Below are 16,342 nucleotides of genomic sequence, written 5' to 3'. Positions count from 1 at the left end.
CGAACCTGGGACGACCTCAGGCGTGGACCGGGCCGAAGCGCAGCACGCTCCAGGAGACGGCGGGCAGGCGCACGCTGCACCGGCCGCCGTCGGGGGTGGGGGTGGGCATGTCCCGTGGCGTCACCCGGTCGGGCTCGGCCTCGGTGTTCGTCGCCGACGGGTCGGACCCGGCAGCGATGCTCTGGAAGGATTTGCCGGACAGTCCCGGCAGGCCGCGCAAATCGATGTCCAACGCGAGGTCCGTGGAGTCGCGGTTGACGGCGAAGACGGTCAGCTCACCGGTCTCCTCGTCGTGTACGGCGACCGTGTCCAGCACGGGCACGTCCCCGTACTTCTTCGTGTCGTAGCGCGGCGACACCGGCTCGGTGCGCAGCACGGTGCCCCGGGCGTGCCGGGCGGTCAGCGCGAACGGGTGGAAGATGCTCTGCCGCCAGGCCGGGCCGCCGTTGCGGGTGCGGATCGGCGCGATCACGTTGGCGAGCTGCGCCTGGGCGGCCACGCCGACCCGGTCGGCGTGCCGGAGCAGGGTGATCAGCAGGTCGCCGACCACCACGGCGTCCACCGCCGTGAAGTCGTCCTCGATCAGCGCGGGCGCCTCGACCCAGCCGCGCCGGTCCAGGTCGGCCTGGAGCCGGGACTCGTACCAGACGTTCCACTCGTCGAACGAGATCTTGAGCTTGCGGCGGTGCCGCTGCCTGGCTGCCACGTGGTCGGCGGTCGCGACGACCTCGGTGATGAAGTTGTCCATGTCGACAGCCGAGGCCAGGAGGCTCGCCTGGTCGCCGTCGGACGGGTCGTAGTAGGTGTGCGCCGAGATGTAGTCGACGTGCTCGTAGGTGTGCTCCAGCACGGTCGCCTCCCACGCGGCGAACGTGGGCATCCGCCGGTTGGAGCTGCCGCAGGCGACCAGGCTGATCGACGGGTCGATCATCTTCATGGCGCGGGCGGCCTCGGCGGCGACCCGGCCGTACTCGTCGGCGGTCTTGTGGCCGACCTGCCAGGGCCCGTCCATCTCGTTGCCGAGGCACCAGAGCCGTACGCCGAAGGGGTCCTCCGCGCCGTTCTTGCGGCGCAGGTCCGAGAGTTCCGTGCCGCCCGGGTGGTTGGCGTACTCCAGTAGGTCGAGTGCTTCCTGCACCCCGCGGGTGCCGAGGTTGACGGCCATCATCGGCTCGACGCCGGCCTCGTCGGCCCAGGTCATGAACTCGTGCAGGCCGAACGCGTTGGTCTCGATCGTCTTCCACGCCAGGTCGAGCCGGCGCGGCCGGTCGCCGACCGGGCCGACGCCGTCCTCCCAGCGGTAGCCGGAGACGAAGTTGCCGCCGGGGTAGCGGACCACCGAGACGCCCAGCTCGCGGGTCAGGTCCAGGACGTCCCGCCGCAGGCCGCGGGAGTCGGCGTCGGGGTGGCCGGGCTCGTAGATGCCGCCGTAGACGCACCGCCCCATGTGCTCGACGAACGAGCCGAAGAGGCGTCGGTCGGCCGGGCCGATCGCGAAGGCCGGATCGATCGTCAACTGCGCGGTCCGCAAGGGGTGCCACCTTTCCTGGGGTGCCGGCACCGGGTGACCGCAGTCACCGCCCACCCGGCGTCCCTCGTTTCTACAACGTTGTAGGCAACGTTGTAAAGAGCTGGTGACGAGGTATGGTGCGCTGGGTTACATCGGGGAGGTTGCGGGGTGCGACACAGGCTCAAGGACGTGGCCGAGCGGGCCGGCGTCTCGGTGAAGACCGTCTCCAACGTGGTGAACGGTTACGTGCACGTACGTCCGGACACCCGGGCCCGTGTCGAGGAGGCCATCGCCGAGCTGAACTACCGGCCCAACCTCTCCGCCCGGCACCTGCGCAAGGGGCGTACCGGGGTGATCGCCCTGGCGGTCCCGGAACTGGACATCCCGTACTTCGCCGAACTCGCCCGCCACGTCGTCACCGCCGCCGCCGAGTACGGCTGGACCGTGCTCATCGACCAGACCGGCGGCCGGCGTGAGCAGGAGCGGGTCGTCGCCTCCGGCATCACCGACCACCTGATCGACGGGCTCATCTTCAGCCCGCTGGCGCTCACGGCGGAGGATCTGGCCGGCCTCGACGGCACCCCGATGGTGCTGCTCGGCGAGCGCGTCGACCACGGCCCCGCCGATCGCGTCGTGATCGACAACGTCACCGCCGCCCGGGAGATCACCGACCACCTGATCCGGCTCGGCCGCCGCCGGATCGCCGCGATCGGCGCTCAGCGCACCGACGAGGGCGCCAGCGCCCGCCTCCGCCTGGCCGGCTACGGCGAGGCACTGCGCGCCGCCGGCCTGGCCTACGACGAAGCCCTCGTGGCGTCCGCGACGGCCTGGCACCGCGCCGACGGCGCGGCCGCGATGCGCGGCCTGCTCACCACGGGGGTACGCCCCGACGCCGTGTTCTGCTTCAACGACACGCTCGCCCTGGGCGCACTGCGTGCCCTGCACGAGGCGGGCCTTCGCGTGCCCGAGGACGTGGCGGTGGTCGGCTTCGACGACATCGAGGACGGCCGCTTCTCGGTGCCCACCCTGAGCACCGTCGCCCCGGACAAGGAGCAGATCGCCCGGCTGGCCGTCGAACTCCTCGCCAATCGCCTCGACGGCGACCGCGCCGCCCCCGCCCGCGCGCTCAAGGCCCCCTACCACCTGGAACTGCGCGAATCCTCCACGCCCTAGTCGAAGAAGCGGGCCAGGTGGGAGTTCGATGCGGGCTCGGCATCGGCGGGGAGGGGCGTCAGGTCGGCGAAGATCGACGCGCCGTCGCACCCGGCGTGCAGGGGGTACCAGCGCGGGGTGCCCGGTGGCCGGAGCTGACAGATCCCCTTGAAGGTCTGCACGTCCATCAGCCGGACGTGGGTCGGGTCGGCCACCGCGTTGACATGCCCCCACCACGGGCTCATGACGTGCAGGACGCCGCCCGGCCGGAGCACCCGGTGACACTCGTCCACCAGCGGCAGGAAGTCGATCAGGTGCTCCAGGATGTGTACCGCGAACAGGACGTCCACCGAGTTGTCCGCCAGCGGCAGCGAGCCGGACAGGTCCGCCACCGCGTCCACCCCCGGCGCGGGATAGATGTCCAGCCCGAGGTTGCCCGACCACTGCTTGGTCGGACCGCAGCCGAGATCCACCACCACCGGCGCGCGTCCGCCGACGCCGACCCGGCACCAGACGCCGTACACGCCGGCCAGCCGTCCCACCAGGTCCCGTACCAGCCGGAGGTCCGCCTGCTCCGCCACCTCCCCGGTGAGGTGGGCGACCCCCCGGTCGAACCGCGCCTCGACGGCCAGGCCCCGCAGCCGGTCGTCGTGCCGGACCTGGTCCGCCCACGCCTGCGCGAGGAATTCGTCGATCAACCGCAGCCGGTCGGCCGAGGGCGGAGTCTGTGCCAAAGCGACCATTCGGGCCACCTCCCGCCGCGCGTTACCCGCCTACGCGCCCGGTATTCCCGTTTCGCCGTCGCACGACCACCGGCGGGCGTGATGCGGCGTCCCGAGGCACCTACCTGTCGAGCCTGATGACTGTGCGGCATCAAGATGCCGCACAGTCATCAGGCTCATCGGAGTGCCGCGCCCCGGTCCAAGGCCCGCCCTCCGGTCCAAGGCCCGCCCTCCGGTCCAAGGCCCGCGCCCCGGTCCAAGGCCCGCGCCCCGGTCCAGCGCCGTCGCAGGTCAGCCGGACAGCGTCCGGCGGCCTCCGCGCATCCGCTGGCGGGGCGGGGGAGCGGCGGGTTTCGGCCGCTTGAGGTGGTAGCGGTGCAGTTCGTGGTTGCCGGGCAGCGACGGGTCCTCGCTCATCGCGACCAGCTCCCACCCCTGGTCACCGGCCCGGTTGAGGTGGGCCAGCGACGTGTCGCCGTACGGGGTCACGTCGACCATCGAGCCGTCCGGGCCGTACCAGACGAACACGACCTCCCAGCCGAGGTCGTTGGTCGCCGCCTGGCGGCGGCGGACCAGCAGGGCGTACTCCCACTTGAGCATGGCGTCATTCTCACCCCGCGCCGGCCCGCGGACCGGCATCAATCCTCGGCGATCCGCCCGGCCTCGACCCGCAGTCGCCGGTTGGTCTCGACGGCGGCCAGCATCCGCCGGTCGTGGGTGACCAGCAGCAGCGTTCCGGGGTAGCTGGCCAGTGCCGATTCGAGCTGTTCGATGGCGGGCAGGTCCAGGTGGTTGGTGGGCTCGTCCAGCACGAGCAGGTTGACCCCGCGCCCCTGGAGCAGGGCCAGCGCCGCGCGCGTCCGCTCGCCGGGCGAGAGGGTCGCCGCCGGCCGGGGGACGTGCGCCGCCCGCAGGCCGAACTTGGCCAGCAGGGTCCGTGCGTCCGCCGGCGACATCTGCGGTACGGCCGCCTGGAACGCGTCGATCAACGGCACGTCACCGAGGAACAGTCCTCGGGCCTGGTCCACCTCGCCGACCATCACGCCCGGCCCGAGCGATGCGGTGCCCTCGTCCAGCGGCAGCCGCCCCAGCAGCGCGGCCAGCAGGGTGGACTTGCCCGAGCCGTTCGCCCCGGTCACCGCCACCCGGTCCGCCCAGTCGATCTGGAGGTTGACCGGCCCGAGGGTGAAGCCTCCCCGACGTACCACCGCATGTCGGAGCGTGGCCACGACGGCCCCGGCGCGGGGCGCGGCGGCGATCTCCATACGCAGCTCCCACTCCTTGCGGGGCTCCTCGACCACGTCGAGCCGTTCGATCAGACGCTCGGTCTGCTTGGCCTTGGCGGCCTGCTTCTCGGTGGCCTCGCTGCGGAACTTGCGGCCGATCTTGTCGTTGTCGGTGGCCTTGCGGCGGGCGTTCTTCACGCCCTTCTCCATCCAGGAGCGCTGGGTCCGCGCCCGCGCCTCCAGGCCCGCCTTCGTCTCGGCGTACTCCTCGAAGTCGGCACGGGCGTGCCGCCGCGCCACCTCGCGCTCCTCCAGATAGGCGGCGTATCCGCCGCCGTAGTGGTTGACCTGCTGCTGCGGTAGGTCCAACTCCAGCACCCGGGTCACCGTGCGGGTCAGGAACTCCCGGTCGTGGCTGACCAGCACCGTGCCGGCCCGCAGCCCGGTGACGAACTCCTCCAGCCGCTCCAACCCGGCCAGGTCCAGGTCGTTGGTCGGCTCGTCGAGCAGGAACACGTCGTAGCGGCTGAGCAGCAGCGACGCCAACCCCGCCCGGGCCGCCTGGCCGCCGGAGAGCCCGGTCATCAGGTGGTCCAGGTCGACCGTGAGCCCCAGATCGGCGCTCACCTGGTCGGCGCGTTCGTCGAGGTCCGCGCCGCCGAGGGCGAGCCAGCGCTCCAGCGCGTCGCCGTACGCGTCGTCGGCGCCCGCCGACCCGGCCGTCAGCGCCTCCGTCGCCGCGTCCAGCGCCGCCTGCGCGCCGGTCACCCCGGTCCGGCGGGCCAGGAACTCCCGTACCGTCTCGCCCGGCCGCCGCTCCGGCTCCTGCGGCAGGTGCCCGACGGTCGCGGTGGGCGGGCTGAGTCGCACGCTGCCGGCCTCGACCGGCAACAACCCGGCGAGGGTACGCAGCAGCGTCGACTTTCCGGCCCCGTTCGGCCCGACCAGCCCGACCACGTCGCCCGGGGCGACCACCAGGTCCAGTCCGGCGAAGAGTGGGCGGTCGCCGTGCCCGGCGGCCAGGTCCTTGACGATCATCGTGGCGCTCATCAGGACGGCAGCCTATCGGGCCGCCCGCATGAGACCGGCCGCCAGCGGGCAGACTCCATGACGTGGTGACCACACTGGCGATCGACTGCGGTGGCGGCGGCATCAAGGCGTCGGTGCTCGACGAGGCCGGCACGATGCGCGCCCGACCGCTGCGGGTGCCGACCCCGTACCCGCTGCCGCCCGCCCTGTTCGTGCGGACCCTGCTGGACCTCGGTGGCCGACTGCCCACGGCCGATCGGCTGACCGTCGGCGTACCCGGAATGATCCGGCACGGCGTCGTGGTGGCCACCCCGCACTACGTCACCCGCAGCGGGCCCCGGTCCAGGGTTGACCCGGACCTGCTGGCCGAGTGGTCCGGCTGGGACGCGCGGGGCGCGTTGGCCGACGCGTTCGGAGTGCCGGCGCTGGTGCTCAACGACGCCGAGGTGCACGGGGCGGGAGTGGTGGCGGGCACCGGGTGTGAACTCGTGTTGACCTTGGGGACGGGGTTGGGCAGCGCACTCTTCGACGGGGGCGTCCTCGCGCCGCACCTTGAGTTGTCGCACGCGCCGGTGCGCTGGGGCACCACCTACGACACGTACGTGGGCGAGCCGGAGCGGCGGCGGCTCGGCGACGCCTTCTGGTCCCGCCGCATCCGACAGGTGGTGGACGGGCTGCGCCCGGTGTTCCGGTGGGACCGGCTCTACCTGGGTGGGGGCAACTCCCGGCTGATCCGACCGGAGCAGCTCGCCCGCATGGGCGACGACGTGGTGGTGGTGCCGAACACGGCCGGAATCGTCGGCGGCGTCCGGGCCTGGGAGCTGTCCGCCGGGCGGCGCGACGCGCGTACCTGACCCTATTTCGACCCGGGGAACAGTCGCCAAACGGCCGGTGTTGTGCCAGCGTCGGAACAGGTGACGGCGCGACCCGAGGAGGTGGGCAGATGGATCTTCTGGCGGACTACCGGCGGGCGACCATGTTCTTCGAGACCGGTGACCCGAGCGGAGCGGCCCGACTGCTGGAGCCGATCGTGGACGCCGAGCCCGGCAACGCGGCCGTCCGGCAGTTGCTGGCCCGGGCGTACTTCCAGTCGGCCCAGCTCAACCGGGCCGAGGAGCAGTTGCGGGAACTGGTCGACCGGGACCCGAGCGACCACTACGCGCACCACGTGCTGGGCCGGACGTTGGAGCGGCTGAACCGGCACACCGACGCGCTGCGGCACCTGCGGATCGCCGCGGCGATGTACGCGGCCAACGACGACTACCGGATCGCCCTGCAGCGGGTGGAAACCCGCGTGGGCGGCACGCGCTGAGCGTGGACGACGACGAACGGTGCGAAGGGGCGGTCCCGAGGGGCCGCCCCTTCGCCGTGGGCCGTCCCCTGATCGCCTGGCCGGGGTCTGTGCAGGGGCGTGCCTAGGATGGCGGACATGGGACCTGACCGGCCGGGGGCTGCGGCATGAAGCTCAAGCTGGACCTGCACGACATCTTCAACAAGGGCCAGGACATCGACCGCGCGCTGCGCGGGATCATGGACGAGGCGGTCGCGAAGAAGGCCACCCTCGTCGAGATCATCCCGGGCAAGGGTTCGGGGCAGCTCAAGAAGCGTGTACTGCGGTTCCTCGACCAGAAGGACGTCAAGCAGCTCTACCACCGGGTCGAGAAGGACTCGAAGAACTTCGGCCGCCTCTTCGTCCACTTCCGCTGGAAGTAGCGGCCTACCGTCTGATCAACCGCCGGGCTGGCCGGTTGGCAGCGGTGGGCCCGCGGTGACGAACCGGTCCGTCGGTTTCAGGTTGGCGCAGAGTTTGCGGGGGAAGGCGGGAGCCGCTTTGCGGATCGCATTGCACCCGCCCGACGTGGTCCGGGCGACGGTCGACCATCCGGCCGGCTCGTTACGCAGGAAGTAGCGCCTCACGCTGGTGTTCACCTCGCACCCGGGGCGCGGCTCGACGCCGCACGCCGCCGGGTCGTCGGCCACCGTCATGACGAGCCACTTCCCGTCGCAGGCTTCGACATGGCCCGGCGAATGGCGGGACACATCCATCCCCTGTACGGCCGCACGCGTCCAGATCGGATCGCAGCGGTCCTCCGGTGGCCTGCAACCCAGGGTCTCGTCACACGGGCTGTACACGCCGTCCTTCAGCGCCCAGGTCTTCTGGTTGAGCGACAACGGGCGGTCGCCGATCGGCTCCGCCGACGTGAGGGTCACCTCGGCGGGCGTGAAGGTCGGGCAGGCACCGACCGTGGCCGATCCGGCCGAGTCCTGCACGACGGTGGCGAAGACGACGCCGTTCTCCTCGGTGTGGTAGCCGACCCGGACGTTGCGCGAGCAGTCATCGCGGCCGGCGAGCGCCTTGACGTGCACGGTGACCGTCTGGGCGCCCGGACCGGGCGTCACGCCGCTCACCTCGGCCTCGTAGGAGCCCCACACCGGGCGCGGCTTCGAGGCGCAGGCGGTCGTCGCCGGGACCACGGCAGTCAGCAGAGTGAGGAGGATGGCGAGCCGGCGCATGGAGGGCATCTTGCACGTCCGCACCGGGTCTTGTGGTCCCGGTCGATTGATCGACGCGGGGTCCGCCCCGTGAATCAGGCGTCGGTGCGCCCGGCGAGGGATGGCCGGCGCATCTCCGTAGGATTTCGTCGGGCTCACCGACGATGATTGACTGGCTCGCTGGTTGTAGTGAAGGAAGTTTCCTCATGGTGGACAAGAGCGACGTCGAGGCGGCTGCGGCGCGGGTCGAGGGGCGGGTCCGTGCGACACCGGTCATCACCGTCGACGGCGCCGACCTGGGCATTCCCGGGATGCTCAGCCTCAAGCTGGAGCTGCACCAGCACACCGGCTCGTTCAAGCCGCGGGGAGCGTTCAACCGGATGCTCCAGGGACCGCTTCCGTCGGCCGGAGTGATCGCCGCCTCGGGCGGCAACCACGGTCTCGCCGTCGCGTACGCGGCCCGCTCGCTGGGCGTGCCGGCGGAGGTCTTCGTGCCGGTCACCGCCTCTCCGGTCAAGGTGCAGCGGTTGGCCGGCCTGGGGGCACAGGTGCGGCAGGTGGGCCAGCACTACGCCGAGGCGTTGGCGGCCAGCACCCGGCGGGCCGCCGAGACCGGAGCGCTCGTGGTGCACGCCTACGACCAGCCGGAGGTCGTGGCCGGGCAGGGCACCGTGGGTCGGGAGCTGGAACGCCAGCTCGGCGGGGTCGACACGGTGCTGGTCGCGGTCGGTGGCGGTGGGCTGGTGTCGGGCATCGCCACCTGGTTCGACGGGTCGGTGCGTGTCGTCGCCGTCGAGCCGGAGCAGATTCCCACCCTGAACACCGCACTGAAGGCGGGCCGGCCGGTCGACATCGAGGTGGGCGGTATCGCCACGGACTCGCTGGGCGCCCGCCGGATCGGCGAGATCGCCTTCGACACCGCCCGTCGTACCGGTGTGGTCTCGGTGTTGGTACGCGACGACGACCTGGTGCGCGCGCGTCGCCTGCTCTGGTCGGAGCTGCGGGTCGCCGCGGAACTGGGCGGCGCCGCCGCGTTGGCCGCGCTTGTCGGCGGGGCGTACGTGCCCAGGGCGGGGGAGCGGGTCGCGGTGATCGTCTGCGGCGGCAACACCGACCCGAGCGACCTGGGGCCCTCGGCCCCCACTGATCCGTCACCGGCCGTCGCGCGGGCCGCATAGGGCCTGGTCCACCTGGCCGGGGGTCCGGCGGCGCACATCGGCCACCGGACCCCCGCTCGTTCTTCTCAGATGGGATACGTGCGGGCGACGGCCAGCATCTCGGAGCTGTGCGACCCGACGACGCCGACGGCCGGCGGCCGGGGCCGGAAGCCGGGCAGCGCGTCCAGCCCGTCGCTGGCGTCCATCGCGCGCAGCGCCACCTGCGCGGCGATCGGTCGCAGCGTCAGCGTGACCTCGACGCCCTCCGGCGGCGGGGCGTGGAAGACCAGACCGAATCCCCACCTGCCCGCGCGCGGCTTCACCGGCGCCGCGCGCCCGGCGACCTCGGCGCGCAGCACGGTGGCGGTCGTCGTGTCGACGTGCAGGGTGGCGAGCCGGACCTCCCGCTGCGGGGTGAGGCGTAGCCGCAGCGTGCGTTCACCTCCGGCGCTGGTGTCGGCCAGCACGTCGAGCTTCGGCGCGGGCAGGCTGGCCGCCTGGGCCGGACCGACCCGCAGCTCACCGTCGCCGAGGCCGGGGAAGTCGTCCGCCACGCTGGCCATCCCGTCCACGTAGCCGTCCGTCCACGGCTGCGGGTCGGTCTCGTGACTCAGCCAGCGGGCCTGCCCGGTGCCCGCGTCCATGGCGTACATCAGGTGGGTGGGCGCGGGGTGGGCGGCGTCGAAGCGGTCCACGGCAAGCCCGACCCCGGCGAGCACCAGGGCCGCCACGGCGGCTGCGCCGGCGGGCAGCGCGGCGCGTCGCCGGGCCCGCAGCGCCACCAGGCCGCGCTGCCCACCGGCCTGCGGGTGCAGCAGGTCGACAACCGGCAGCGCGGTCAGGCCGAGCAGCACCGCGACGAGCGCGGCCACCCCGCCCATCGCCATCCCCAGCGCGGGAAAGAGCAGCACCACCGTCGGCAGGAGGATCACGACGCCGACCGCGGCGGCGACGGTCACCGCCACCACCGGCCACGGCCCGGTCTGCCGGGTGCGCAGCGCGACCAGGCCGCCGAGGGCGCCGGCCAGGGCCGGCAGGGTGGTCAGGTACGCCCCGCCGGGTACGGCCACGGCGAGCAGCACCCCGAGCAGGGCCAGCCAGGCCAGACCGCCGACGGCCAGCGCGGCCGGCCCGATGCGGCGGCGGGTCAGCGCGTACCAGGTGAACACGATGGCGGCGGCGAGCGCCAGCACGGCCATCCGGTACCAGATCGGACGGTACGGGTCGAGCAGTTCCGCGTAGCCCGGCCGGATCGTGGTGATCGCCAACCAGAGCAGTTGGGCGGCGACCGGCGCGGCCACGATCGGCACCAGGGCGAGTCCGAAGCCGGCGACCAGCCGGCCGGTGCTGGCCCGTCCGCTGCGGCGGGTCAGCCAACCCAGACCCGCGACCGCGAGCACCGCGAGCAGGGCCAGCGGCAGGACGAGCCAGCCCGGGTAACGGGCCAACCCGCCCGGCAGTGGGAAGTAGGTGGCGTCGTGCCCGGAGCGCAGGTCGGTCAGGTCGACCGCGCCGAACTCCCGGGCCAGGCCCAGGGCGTTGTCCCCGTGCTGTTGGAGGCTGCCCCGGTCCATGGCGGCCGGCGTGTCCAGCGGCGTGTGGTAGATCGCGCCGCCGTCGATGTACGCCGAGTTCAACCCGACGAACCCGCGGTCCAGAAAGGCGGTGAAGTCGGTGTCGTTGGGCAACGCCCGGTAGATCTCCACGGCGAACGAGGTGCCCACGGGGTGGGGGGCGGCCCGGCCGAAGACGTCCACCAGCTTCGCGTTGTTCTTCGAGGTCTCGAACATGATCACCGGACCGGTGGAGCCGCGCGCCTCCAGGTTGAGCACCACACCACCGTCTGCGGCGAGCGGGTCGCTCGCGGCGAACGCCGCCGCGCCACAGAGGCACGCCTCCTCGGCGTCGGTCAGCACGAAGACGACGTCGTTGCGGAGCCGTGGGCCGGTGGACAGCGCGCGGGCCACCTCCAGGATGGCGGAGGTGCCGGCCGCGTCGTCGTTGCCACCCGGTCCGGTCTGCACCGAGTCGTAGTGGGCGACCAGGAACACGCGCCCCGTCGAATCGGTCCCGGGCAGCCGGGCCACCACGTTGCGGACTCGGGCGAAGGTCGCCCCGCCGGCCGCCCCGCTGAGCTGGCCGGCCTCCGGCGCGACGGTGTCCTGCACCTGCGTCTGAAGGCCCAGACCGCGCAGCTTCTGCTCGACGTGCGCGCGAACCTGGTCGTTGGCGGGGCTCCCGGCGACGTGCGACCGGGCCGCGATCACCTGGACGTCCGCGTACGCCCGGGCGGCGCTGAACTCGCCCGCCGGCGCGTCCGCCGGCCGGGGGGCCGGGGTCCGCAGGTCGAGCAGGCTGCCGGCGCCGACGGCCGCCAGCGCGACCAGCGCCGCCGCGGCGGCCGCCAGGCGCCGTCGCGGTCGGGTCAGCGCACGGTCGGCAGGGGGTACGCGCGGAGGTGGCTTGAGCGGTACGTCCGCCGTGACGGGGGTGGGGGGTGCGCCCATCCGAACTCCTCGAGGGTGGTGGGGCCTGGGGGTGGCACCATCCTGCCGGTCGGCGGGTGGGAAGGGGACGGCCGGGCGCACACCGATCGTCCCGTCCGCTCTGTCCCCGATTCCCTCGGGGGCCAGTGATCCTGCCCATCCCCGCCCCGTGCCGCGGCCGTCGTGTTGTGTGCGACCGTTGTCTAATACAGGATCAGCGGGGCACTCGGAAGGAGCCCGACATCACCAGCGAACTCCCGCGTCTCGCGGCGGTGACCCGGCCGCACCGGGGAGGCGGCCTGGCCGGCTCCCCAGTCGTGCCGTACCCGCACGGCGGGCTGGCCCGGCACGGCAACCTGCCGCCGGGCGAGCGGCTGCGGGTGCTGTTGGTGGAGGACGACGAGGGTGACGCCTTCCTGGTGGGCGAGCTGCTCGCCGAGACGAACTCGATGATCGACCTGGTGGTCGCCACCAGTCTCAGCGAGGCGCGGCAGCGGATCACCGGTGTCGACTGCGTCCTGCTCGACCTGGGGCTGCCGGACGCCCAGGGGTTGGACGGGCTGCGTCAGGTGCTGGAGATGTCCAGCGGCGCCGCCGTCTGCGTCCTCACCGGCCGCTCGGACGAGCACATGGGCATCGTGGCGGTCGCCGAGGGCGCGCAGGACTACCTGGTCAAGGGTCAGGTCGACGGGGTGCTGCTGACCCGGGCGCTGCGCTACGCGGTCGAACGCAAGCGCGCCGACGAGAACGCCCGCCGGCTGCGCGAGGTCGAGCTGCGCCAGGCCGAGTCGGCCCGCCTCGAACGTGGCCTGCTGCCGCAGCCGCTGATGACGACCGACCAGGTCGCGGTGCACACCTTCTACCGACCGGGCCGGCACGCCGCCCTGATCGGCGGCGACTTCTTCGACGTGGTGCAGACCCGTCCGGATCGTCTCGACCTGATCGTCGGGGACGTCTGCGGGCACGGCGTGGACGAGGCCGCGCTCGGTGTGGAACTGCGGGTGGCCTGGCGGGCCCTCGTGCTCGCCGGGGTACCGGACGACGAGGTGCTGCCCGCTCTGGAGCAGGTGCTGATGAGTGAGCGCCGCCTCCAGGAGATCTTCGCGACGGTGGCCACCACCCGACTCGACCTGGACGCCAACCGGGCCACCGTCCGACTCGCCGGGCATCCGCCGCCGCTGCTGCTCTCCGGCGGCCGGGTCGTCCCGGTGCCCGCCCCCGGCGGCCTGCTGCTGGGCGTACGACCCCGCCGGCCGATCGCCTACGACCTGGAGTTCGACACCGATGACTGGTCCCTGCTGATGTACACCGACGGCCTGATCGAGGGACGGGTGGGCACGGGCAACGAACGGCTCGACGTGCCGGGCCTGGGTGGCCTGCTCGACGAGCCCGCCAACCGTGAGGTGTCGCTGCCCGAGCTGCCCGCCTGGCTGGTCGGCCGGGCCGAGCAGATCAACGGTGGCCCACTCGCCGACGACGTGGCGATGCTGCTGGTCAGCCGCGGTGGTGGCCGGTGACGCCGATGGTCGGGGGCTGGAGTCTGCGCCGCCGGGTCATCACGCTGCTCACCGTCGTGGGCGTGCTGCTGATCGGCCTGGCCGTCGCCGAGGCGGCCGTCGCCGCCCGCAACCGCACCCAGATCGACGCCATCCTGAACCAGACCGGGCCGCTGCGGGTGCAGTCGCAGGAGCTGCTGAACGCGGTGCTCGACCAGGAGACGGCGGTCCGCGGGTACGCGGTCAGCGGTGACCCGGACGACCTGGCGCCGTACGACGCGGGCCTCGAGCAGGAGAAGGCCACCGTCACCGCGATGCGGGCCCTGCTGGACGACTACCCGCAGATCGGTCAGGAGCTGCGGATCGTCGAGGAGCGTTCGGCGCAGTGGCGGGAGACCGTCGCCGCGCCGGTGATCACCACGACGGAGCAGGAGGGCACCCGGGCCGGCCAGGCGTTGGTCACCGAGCAGGCCCGGCAGCGGTTCGACCAGGTCCGGTCGGCGGTCGGCGACCTCCAGCAGGAGATCTTGACCGCCCGCGAGCAGGCCGCCGCGGATGTCCGCGACAGCAGTAACGTGCTCGTCGTCCTGTTGATCGTCGCGGCCCTGGTGGTCGTCGTGGCCGGCACGGTGCTGCTGCTCTCGCTGGACCGGATGGTGGTCCGGCCGCTGACCGGGCTGGCCGACCAGGTCCGCGAGGTCGCCGAGGGCGACTACCAGCACCGCGTCACCACCGTCGGCCCACCGGAGTTCGTCGGGCTGGCCGGGGACGTGGACGCGATGCGCCAGAAGATCGCCTCCGACCTGGCCGAGGTGCGGGAGGCCCGCGAACGCATCGAGTGGGTCAACAGCCAGCTCCAGAAGCAGGCCGAGGAGTTGACCCGGTCCAACCGTGACCTGGAGCAGTTCGCGTACGTGGCGTCCCACGACCTGCAGGAGCCGCTGCGCAAGGTCGCCAGCTTCTGCCAGTTGCTCCAGCGCCGCTACGCCGGGCAGCTCGACGAGCGCGCCGACCAGTACATCGCCTTCGCGGTGGACGGCGCGCAGCGGATGCAGCGCCTGATCAACGACCTGCTCGCGTTCTCCCGGATCGGCCGGCTCACCACCGGCTTCGTCGACGTCGACCTCAACAAGGTGATGGGCGACGTGGCCGGCCAGACCGAGGCCGCCCGGCAGTACGCCGACGCGGAGCTGACCTGGACCGACCTGCCCGTGATCCGTGGCGAGGAGCCGCTGCTCACGAACCTGCTGGCAAACCTGGTCAGCAACTCGATCAAGTTCCGTCGTCCGGACGTGCCACCGAAGGTGCACATCTCGGCCCGGCTGGTCGGGGCCGAGTGGGAGATCAGCTGCCAGGACAACGGCATCGGTATCGAGCCGGAGTTCGCCGACAAGATCTTCGTGATCTTCCAACGGCTGCACTCGAAGGACGCGTACCCGGGCACCGGCATCGGGTTGGCGATCGTCAAGAAGATCGTGGAATATCACGGCGGCCGGGTCTGGGTGGACACCGACGTACCGGAGGGCACCGCCATCCGGTTCACGCTCCCGGCGCGTCCCGAGGACGTGGAGGCGGCGGCCGCCGCCGAGGCGGCCGAGGAGCCGCAGGAGGTTCCGGCGGACGACACGACGCCTGCGAACGAGGCGTCTCCCGCGCTGCCGGAGCACTCCGCCGGGGCGGACCGGCCGGACCGGGTCGACGGGTCGCCAGAAGGCGGTAGAACGGGTGACATGAGGGAGACGGTGGGATGACCGCGCCGGCGGACGGCAAGAGCCCGATCGAGGTCCTGCTCGTCGAGGACGACCCGGGTGACGTGTTGATGACCCAGGAGGCGTTCGAGGAGCACAAGCTGCGCAACCGGCTGACCGTCGTCTCCGACGGCGCCGAGGCGCTCGCCTATCTGCGCCGGGAGGGTCCGTACGCCGACGCGGTGGCGCCCGACCTGATCCTGCTCGACCTCAACCTGCCCCGCCGCGACGGTCGCGAGGTGCTGGAGGAGATCAAGAAGGACGAGGAGCTGCGCCGTATCCCCGTCGTTGTGCTCACCACCTCCCAGGCCGACGAGGACATCCTGCGCAGCTACCAGCTGCACGCCAACGCCTACGTGACGAAGCCGGTGGACTTCGAGCGCTTCATCTCGGTTGTCCGGCAGATCGACGAGTTCTTCGTCAGCGTGGTCAAGTTGCCGCCCCGTGGCTGACACCCTGCTCGACGACGTCAGCGGCCTGCTCCGGGAGGCCGCGGACCAGGTCGTGGTGCCGCTGTTCCGCAAGCTCGACGACGACGACGTGACGGAGAAGGCGCCCGGCGAGGTGGTGACCGTCGCCGACCGTCGTGCCGAGGAGTTGCTCTCCGCCGGGCTGCGCAAGCTCCGACCAGGTTCGCTGGTGGTGGGCGAGGAGGGCGTCGCCGACGACCCGGAGCTGCTGGGCCACCTGCGCGACGCGGGGGACGTGTGGTTGGTCGACCCGGTCGACGGCACCGCCAACTTCGCCGCCGGCCGCCGGCCGTTCGCCCTCATGGTGGCGCTGTTGACCGATGGGCGACCACGAGCCGGCTGGATCCTCGACCCGCTGGCGGACACGCTGGCCGCCGGTATGGCCGACGAGGGCGCTCTGCTCAACGGCGATCCGGTCGACACCGCCGACGTCGCGGCGTCCGTGGGCGCGCTGCGCGGCGTGGCGATGACCCACTTCCTGCCCCCGGAGGTCCGTGACCGGGTCCGGGCCGGTGGTCGCCGGCTCGGCGAGTTGCTGCCCGGCCAGCACTGTGCCGGCCGGGAGTACCTGGACATCCTCACCGGCGAGCAGCAGTTCGCCCTCTTCTGGCGCACCCTGCCGTGGGACCATGCGCCGGGCGCGCTGCTGGTCCGTGCCGCGGGTGGTGTGGCCCGTCGTTTCGACGGCGTCGACTACGACCCGGCCGACGACGGTCGCGGGCTGCTCGTCGCGGCCAACGAACAGGTCTGGACCGAGGTGCACGAGGCGTTGCTCAGCTCCTGAACCGGAGCCTTCGCGTGCGGGGCGCTACGGCGCTGGCACGCTGCGTCGACACCGCGGCCTGGGCGCGGT

The 16,342-nt window shown here is 72.6% G+C and carries 15 protein-coding genes; 9 read left to right on the top strand and 6 right to left on the bottom strand.

The features are described 5' to 3' along the window. Positions 1 to 16 precede the first annotated feature (16 nt). A complete protein-coding gene (gene arfA, locus ACTFTM_RS29125; RefSeq protein ID WP_449563518.1) occupies positions 17 to 1,531 on the bottom strand; it encodes an arabinosylfuranosidase ArfA in 1,515 nt (504 codons plus the stop codon). A gap of 147 nt (positions 1,532 to 1,678) precedes the next feature. Between arfA and ACTFTM_RS29120 the strand changes: the two genes are divergently transcribed. After that, on the top strand, positions 1,679 to 2,683 hold the full coding sequence (locus ACTFTM_RS29120) for a LacI family DNA-binding transcriptional regulator (protein ID WP_449563517.1): 1,005 nt from the start codon (positions 1,679 to 1,681) through the stop codon (positions 2,681 to 2,683). Here ACTFTM_RS29120 and ACTFTM_RS29115 read toward each other — a convergent pair. The 3 genes from ACTFTM_RS29115 to ACTFTM_RS29105 form a co-directional block, all read right to left on the bottom strand. Then, complete coding sequence (locus tag ACTFTM_RS29115; protein ID WP_449563516.1) at positions 2,680 to 3,405, bottom strand: methyltransferase domain-containing protein; 726 nt, start codon at positions 3,403 to 3,405, stop codon at positions 2,680 to 2,682. The two genes, ACTFTM_RS29120 and ACTFTM_RS29115, sit on opposite strands and share 4 nt — an antisense overlap. Positions 3,406 to 3,675: 270 nt before the next feature. Further along, positions 3,676 to 4,023, bottom strand: coding sequence for a hypothetical protein (locus tag ACTFTM_RS29110; protein ID WP_396799844.1), 348 nt, complete (start codon positions 4,021 to 4,023; stop codon positions 3,676 to 3,678). After that, complete coding sequence (locus ACTFTM_RS29105; protein ID WP_449563515.1) at positions 4,023 to 5,660, bottom strand: ABC-F family ATP-binding cassette domain-containing protein; 1,638 nt, start codon at positions 5,658 to 5,660, stop codon at positions 4,023 to 4,025. Before ACTFTM_RS29105 ends, ACTFTM_RS29110 begins: the two co-directional genes overlap by 1 nt. Positions 5,661 to 5,722: 62 nt before the next feature. On the opposite strand from ACTFTM_RS29105, the gene ACTFTM_RS29100 reads away from it, so the two are divergent. The 3 genes from ACTFTM_RS29100 to ACTFTM_RS29090 all read left to right on the top strand — a co-directional run bounded on the left by ACTFTM_RS29100 (position 5,723) and on the right by ACTFTM_RS29090 (position 7,352). After that, positions 5,723 to 6,493, top strand: coding sequence for an ROK family protein (locus ACTFTM_RS29100; protein WP_421473317.1), 771 nt, complete (start codon positions 5,723 to 5,725; stop codon positions 6,491 to 6,493). An 89-nt stretch (positions 6,494 to 6,582) separates the two neighbouring features. Further along, positions 6,583 to 6,951 (top strand): tetratricopeptide repeat protein, encoded by a 369-nt coding sequence (locus ACTFTM_RS29095; protein ID WP_234582401.1) that lies wholly within the window; start codon positions 6,583 to 6,585, stop codon positions 6,949 to 6,951. A gap of 146 nt (positions 6,952 to 7,097) precedes the next feature. Beyond that, positions 7,098 to 7,352 (top strand): Smr/MutS family protein, encoded by a 255-nt coding sequence (locus ACTFTM_RS29090; protein ID WP_088987488.1) that lies wholly within the window; start codon positions 7,098 to 7,100, stop codon positions 7,350 to 7,352. Positions 7,353 to 7,367: 15 nt separating this feature from the next. Here ACTFTM_RS29090 and ACTFTM_RS29085 read toward each other — a convergent pair whose 3' ends face one another. Then, complete coding sequence (locus ACTFTM_RS29085) at positions 7,368 to 8,291, bottom strand: hypothetical protein (protein ID WP_449563514.1); 924 nt, start codon at positions 8,289 to 8,291, stop codon at positions 7,368 to 7,370. A 47-nt stretch (positions 8,292 to 8,338) separates the two neighbouring features. Between ACTFTM_RS29085 and ACTFTM_RS29080 the strand changes: the two genes are divergently transcribed. Further along, positions 8,339 to 9,310: a threonine/serine dehydratase gene (locus ACTFTM_RS29080; RefSeq protein ID WP_449563513.1), complete on the top strand. Its 972-nt coding sequence runs from the start codon at positions 8,339 to 8,341 to the stop codon at positions 9,308 to 9,310. A gap of 65 nt (positions 9,311 to 9,375) precedes the next feature. On the opposite strand, the gene ACTFTM_RS29075 is transcribed toward ACTFTM_RS29080, so the two are convergent. After that, on the bottom strand, positions 9,376 to 11,796 hold the full coding sequence (locus tag ACTFTM_RS29075) for a M28 family peptidase (RefSeq protein ID WP_449563512.1): 2,421 nt from the start codon (positions 11,794 to 11,796) through the stop codon (positions 9,376 to 9,378). A 296-nt stretch (positions 11,797 to 12,092) separates the two neighbouring features. Here ACTFTM_RS29075 and ACTFTM_RS29070 point away from each other — a divergent pair, with 296 nt between their 5' ends. Genes ACTFTM_RS29070 through ACTFTM_RS29055 form a run of 4 tightly spaced genes read left to right on the top strand, consistent with a single transcriptional unit; the run spans position 12,093 to position 16,273 of the window. Next, positions 12,093 to 13,292, top strand: a complete 1,200-nt coding sequence (locus ACTFTM_RS29070) for a PP2C family protein-serine/threonine phosphatase (protein ID WP_449563511.1) — start codon at positions 12,093 to 12,095, stop codon at positions 13,290 to 13,292. A 5-nt stretch (positions 13,293 to 13,297) separates the two neighbouring features. Next, positions 13,298 to 15,022, top strand: a complete 1,725-nt coding sequence (locus ACTFTM_RS29065) for a sensor histidine kinase (protein ID WP_449566762.1) — start codon at positions 13,298 to 13,300, stop codon at positions 15,020 to 15,022. Beyond that, positions 15,019 to 15,471 carry a response regulator gene (locus tag ACTFTM_RS29060; RefSeq protein WP_421473310.1) on the top strand — a complete coding sequence of 151 codons (453 nt, stop codon included), beginning with the start codon at positions 15,019 to 15,021 and terminating at the stop codon, positions 15,469 to 15,471. The genes ACTFTM_RS29065 and ACTFTM_RS29060 overlap by 4 nt, the downstream gene beginning before the upstream one ends. After that, positions 15,464 to 16,273, top strand: coding sequence for an inositol monophosphatase family protein (locus tag ACTFTM_RS29055; RefSeq protein ID WP_449563510.1), 810 nt, complete (start codon positions 15,464 to 15,466; stop codon positions 16,271 to 16,273). The genes ACTFTM_RS29060 and ACTFTM_RS29055 overlap by 8 nt, the downstream gene beginning before the upstream one ends. Positions 16,274 to 16,342: the final 69 nt, after the last annotated feature.

It is taken from the genome of Micromonospora sp. RB23, assembly GCF_053585025.1.
The sequence above is the reverse complement of the archived record's forward strand: the minus strand, read 5'-3'. Positions and strand labels throughout refer to the sequence as shown.

Excerpts from the sequence above, each read along its gene's own strand:
- ACTFTM_RS29060 (WP_421473310.1), top strand. The coding sequence starts at position 15,019 with ATGACCGCGCCGGCGGACGGCAAGAGCCCGATCGAGGTCCTGCTCGTC.
- ACTFTM_RS29105 (WP_449563515.1), bottom strand. The coding sequence starts at position 5,660 with ATGAGCGCCACGATGATCGTCAAGGACCTGGCCGCCGGGCACGGCGAC.
- ACTFTM_RS29115 (WP_449563516.1), bottom strand. The coding sequence starts at position 3,405 with ATGGTCGCTTTGGCACAGACTCCGCCCTCGGCCGACCGGCTGCGGTTG.
- ACTFTM_RS29065 (WP_449566762.1), top strand. The coding sequence starts at position 13,298 with ATGGTCGGGGGCTGGAGTCTGCGCCGCCGGGTCATCACGCTGCTCACC.
- ACTFTM_RS29095 (WP_234582401.1), top strand. The coding sequence starts at position 6,583 with ATGGATCTTCTGGCGGACTACCGGCGGGCGACCATGTTCTTCGAGACC.
- ACTFTM_RS29075 (WP_449563512.1), bottom strand. The coding sequence starts at position 11,796 with ATGGGCGCACCCCCCACCCCCGTCACGGCGGACGTACCGCTCAAGCCA.
- ACTFTM_RS29080 (WP_449563513.1), top strand. The coding sequence starts at position 8,339 with ATGGTGGACAAGAGCGACGTCGAGGCGGCTGCGGCGCGGGTCGAGGGG.
- ACTFTM_RS29090 (WP_088987488.1), top strand. The coding sequence starts at position 7,098 with ATGAAGCTCAAGCTGGACCTGCACGACATCTTCAACAAGGGCCAGGAC.
- ACTFTM_RS29110 (WP_396799844.1), bottom strand. The coding sequence starts at position 4,023 with ATGCCGGTCCGCGGGCCGGCGCGGGGTGAGAATGACGCCATGCTCAAG.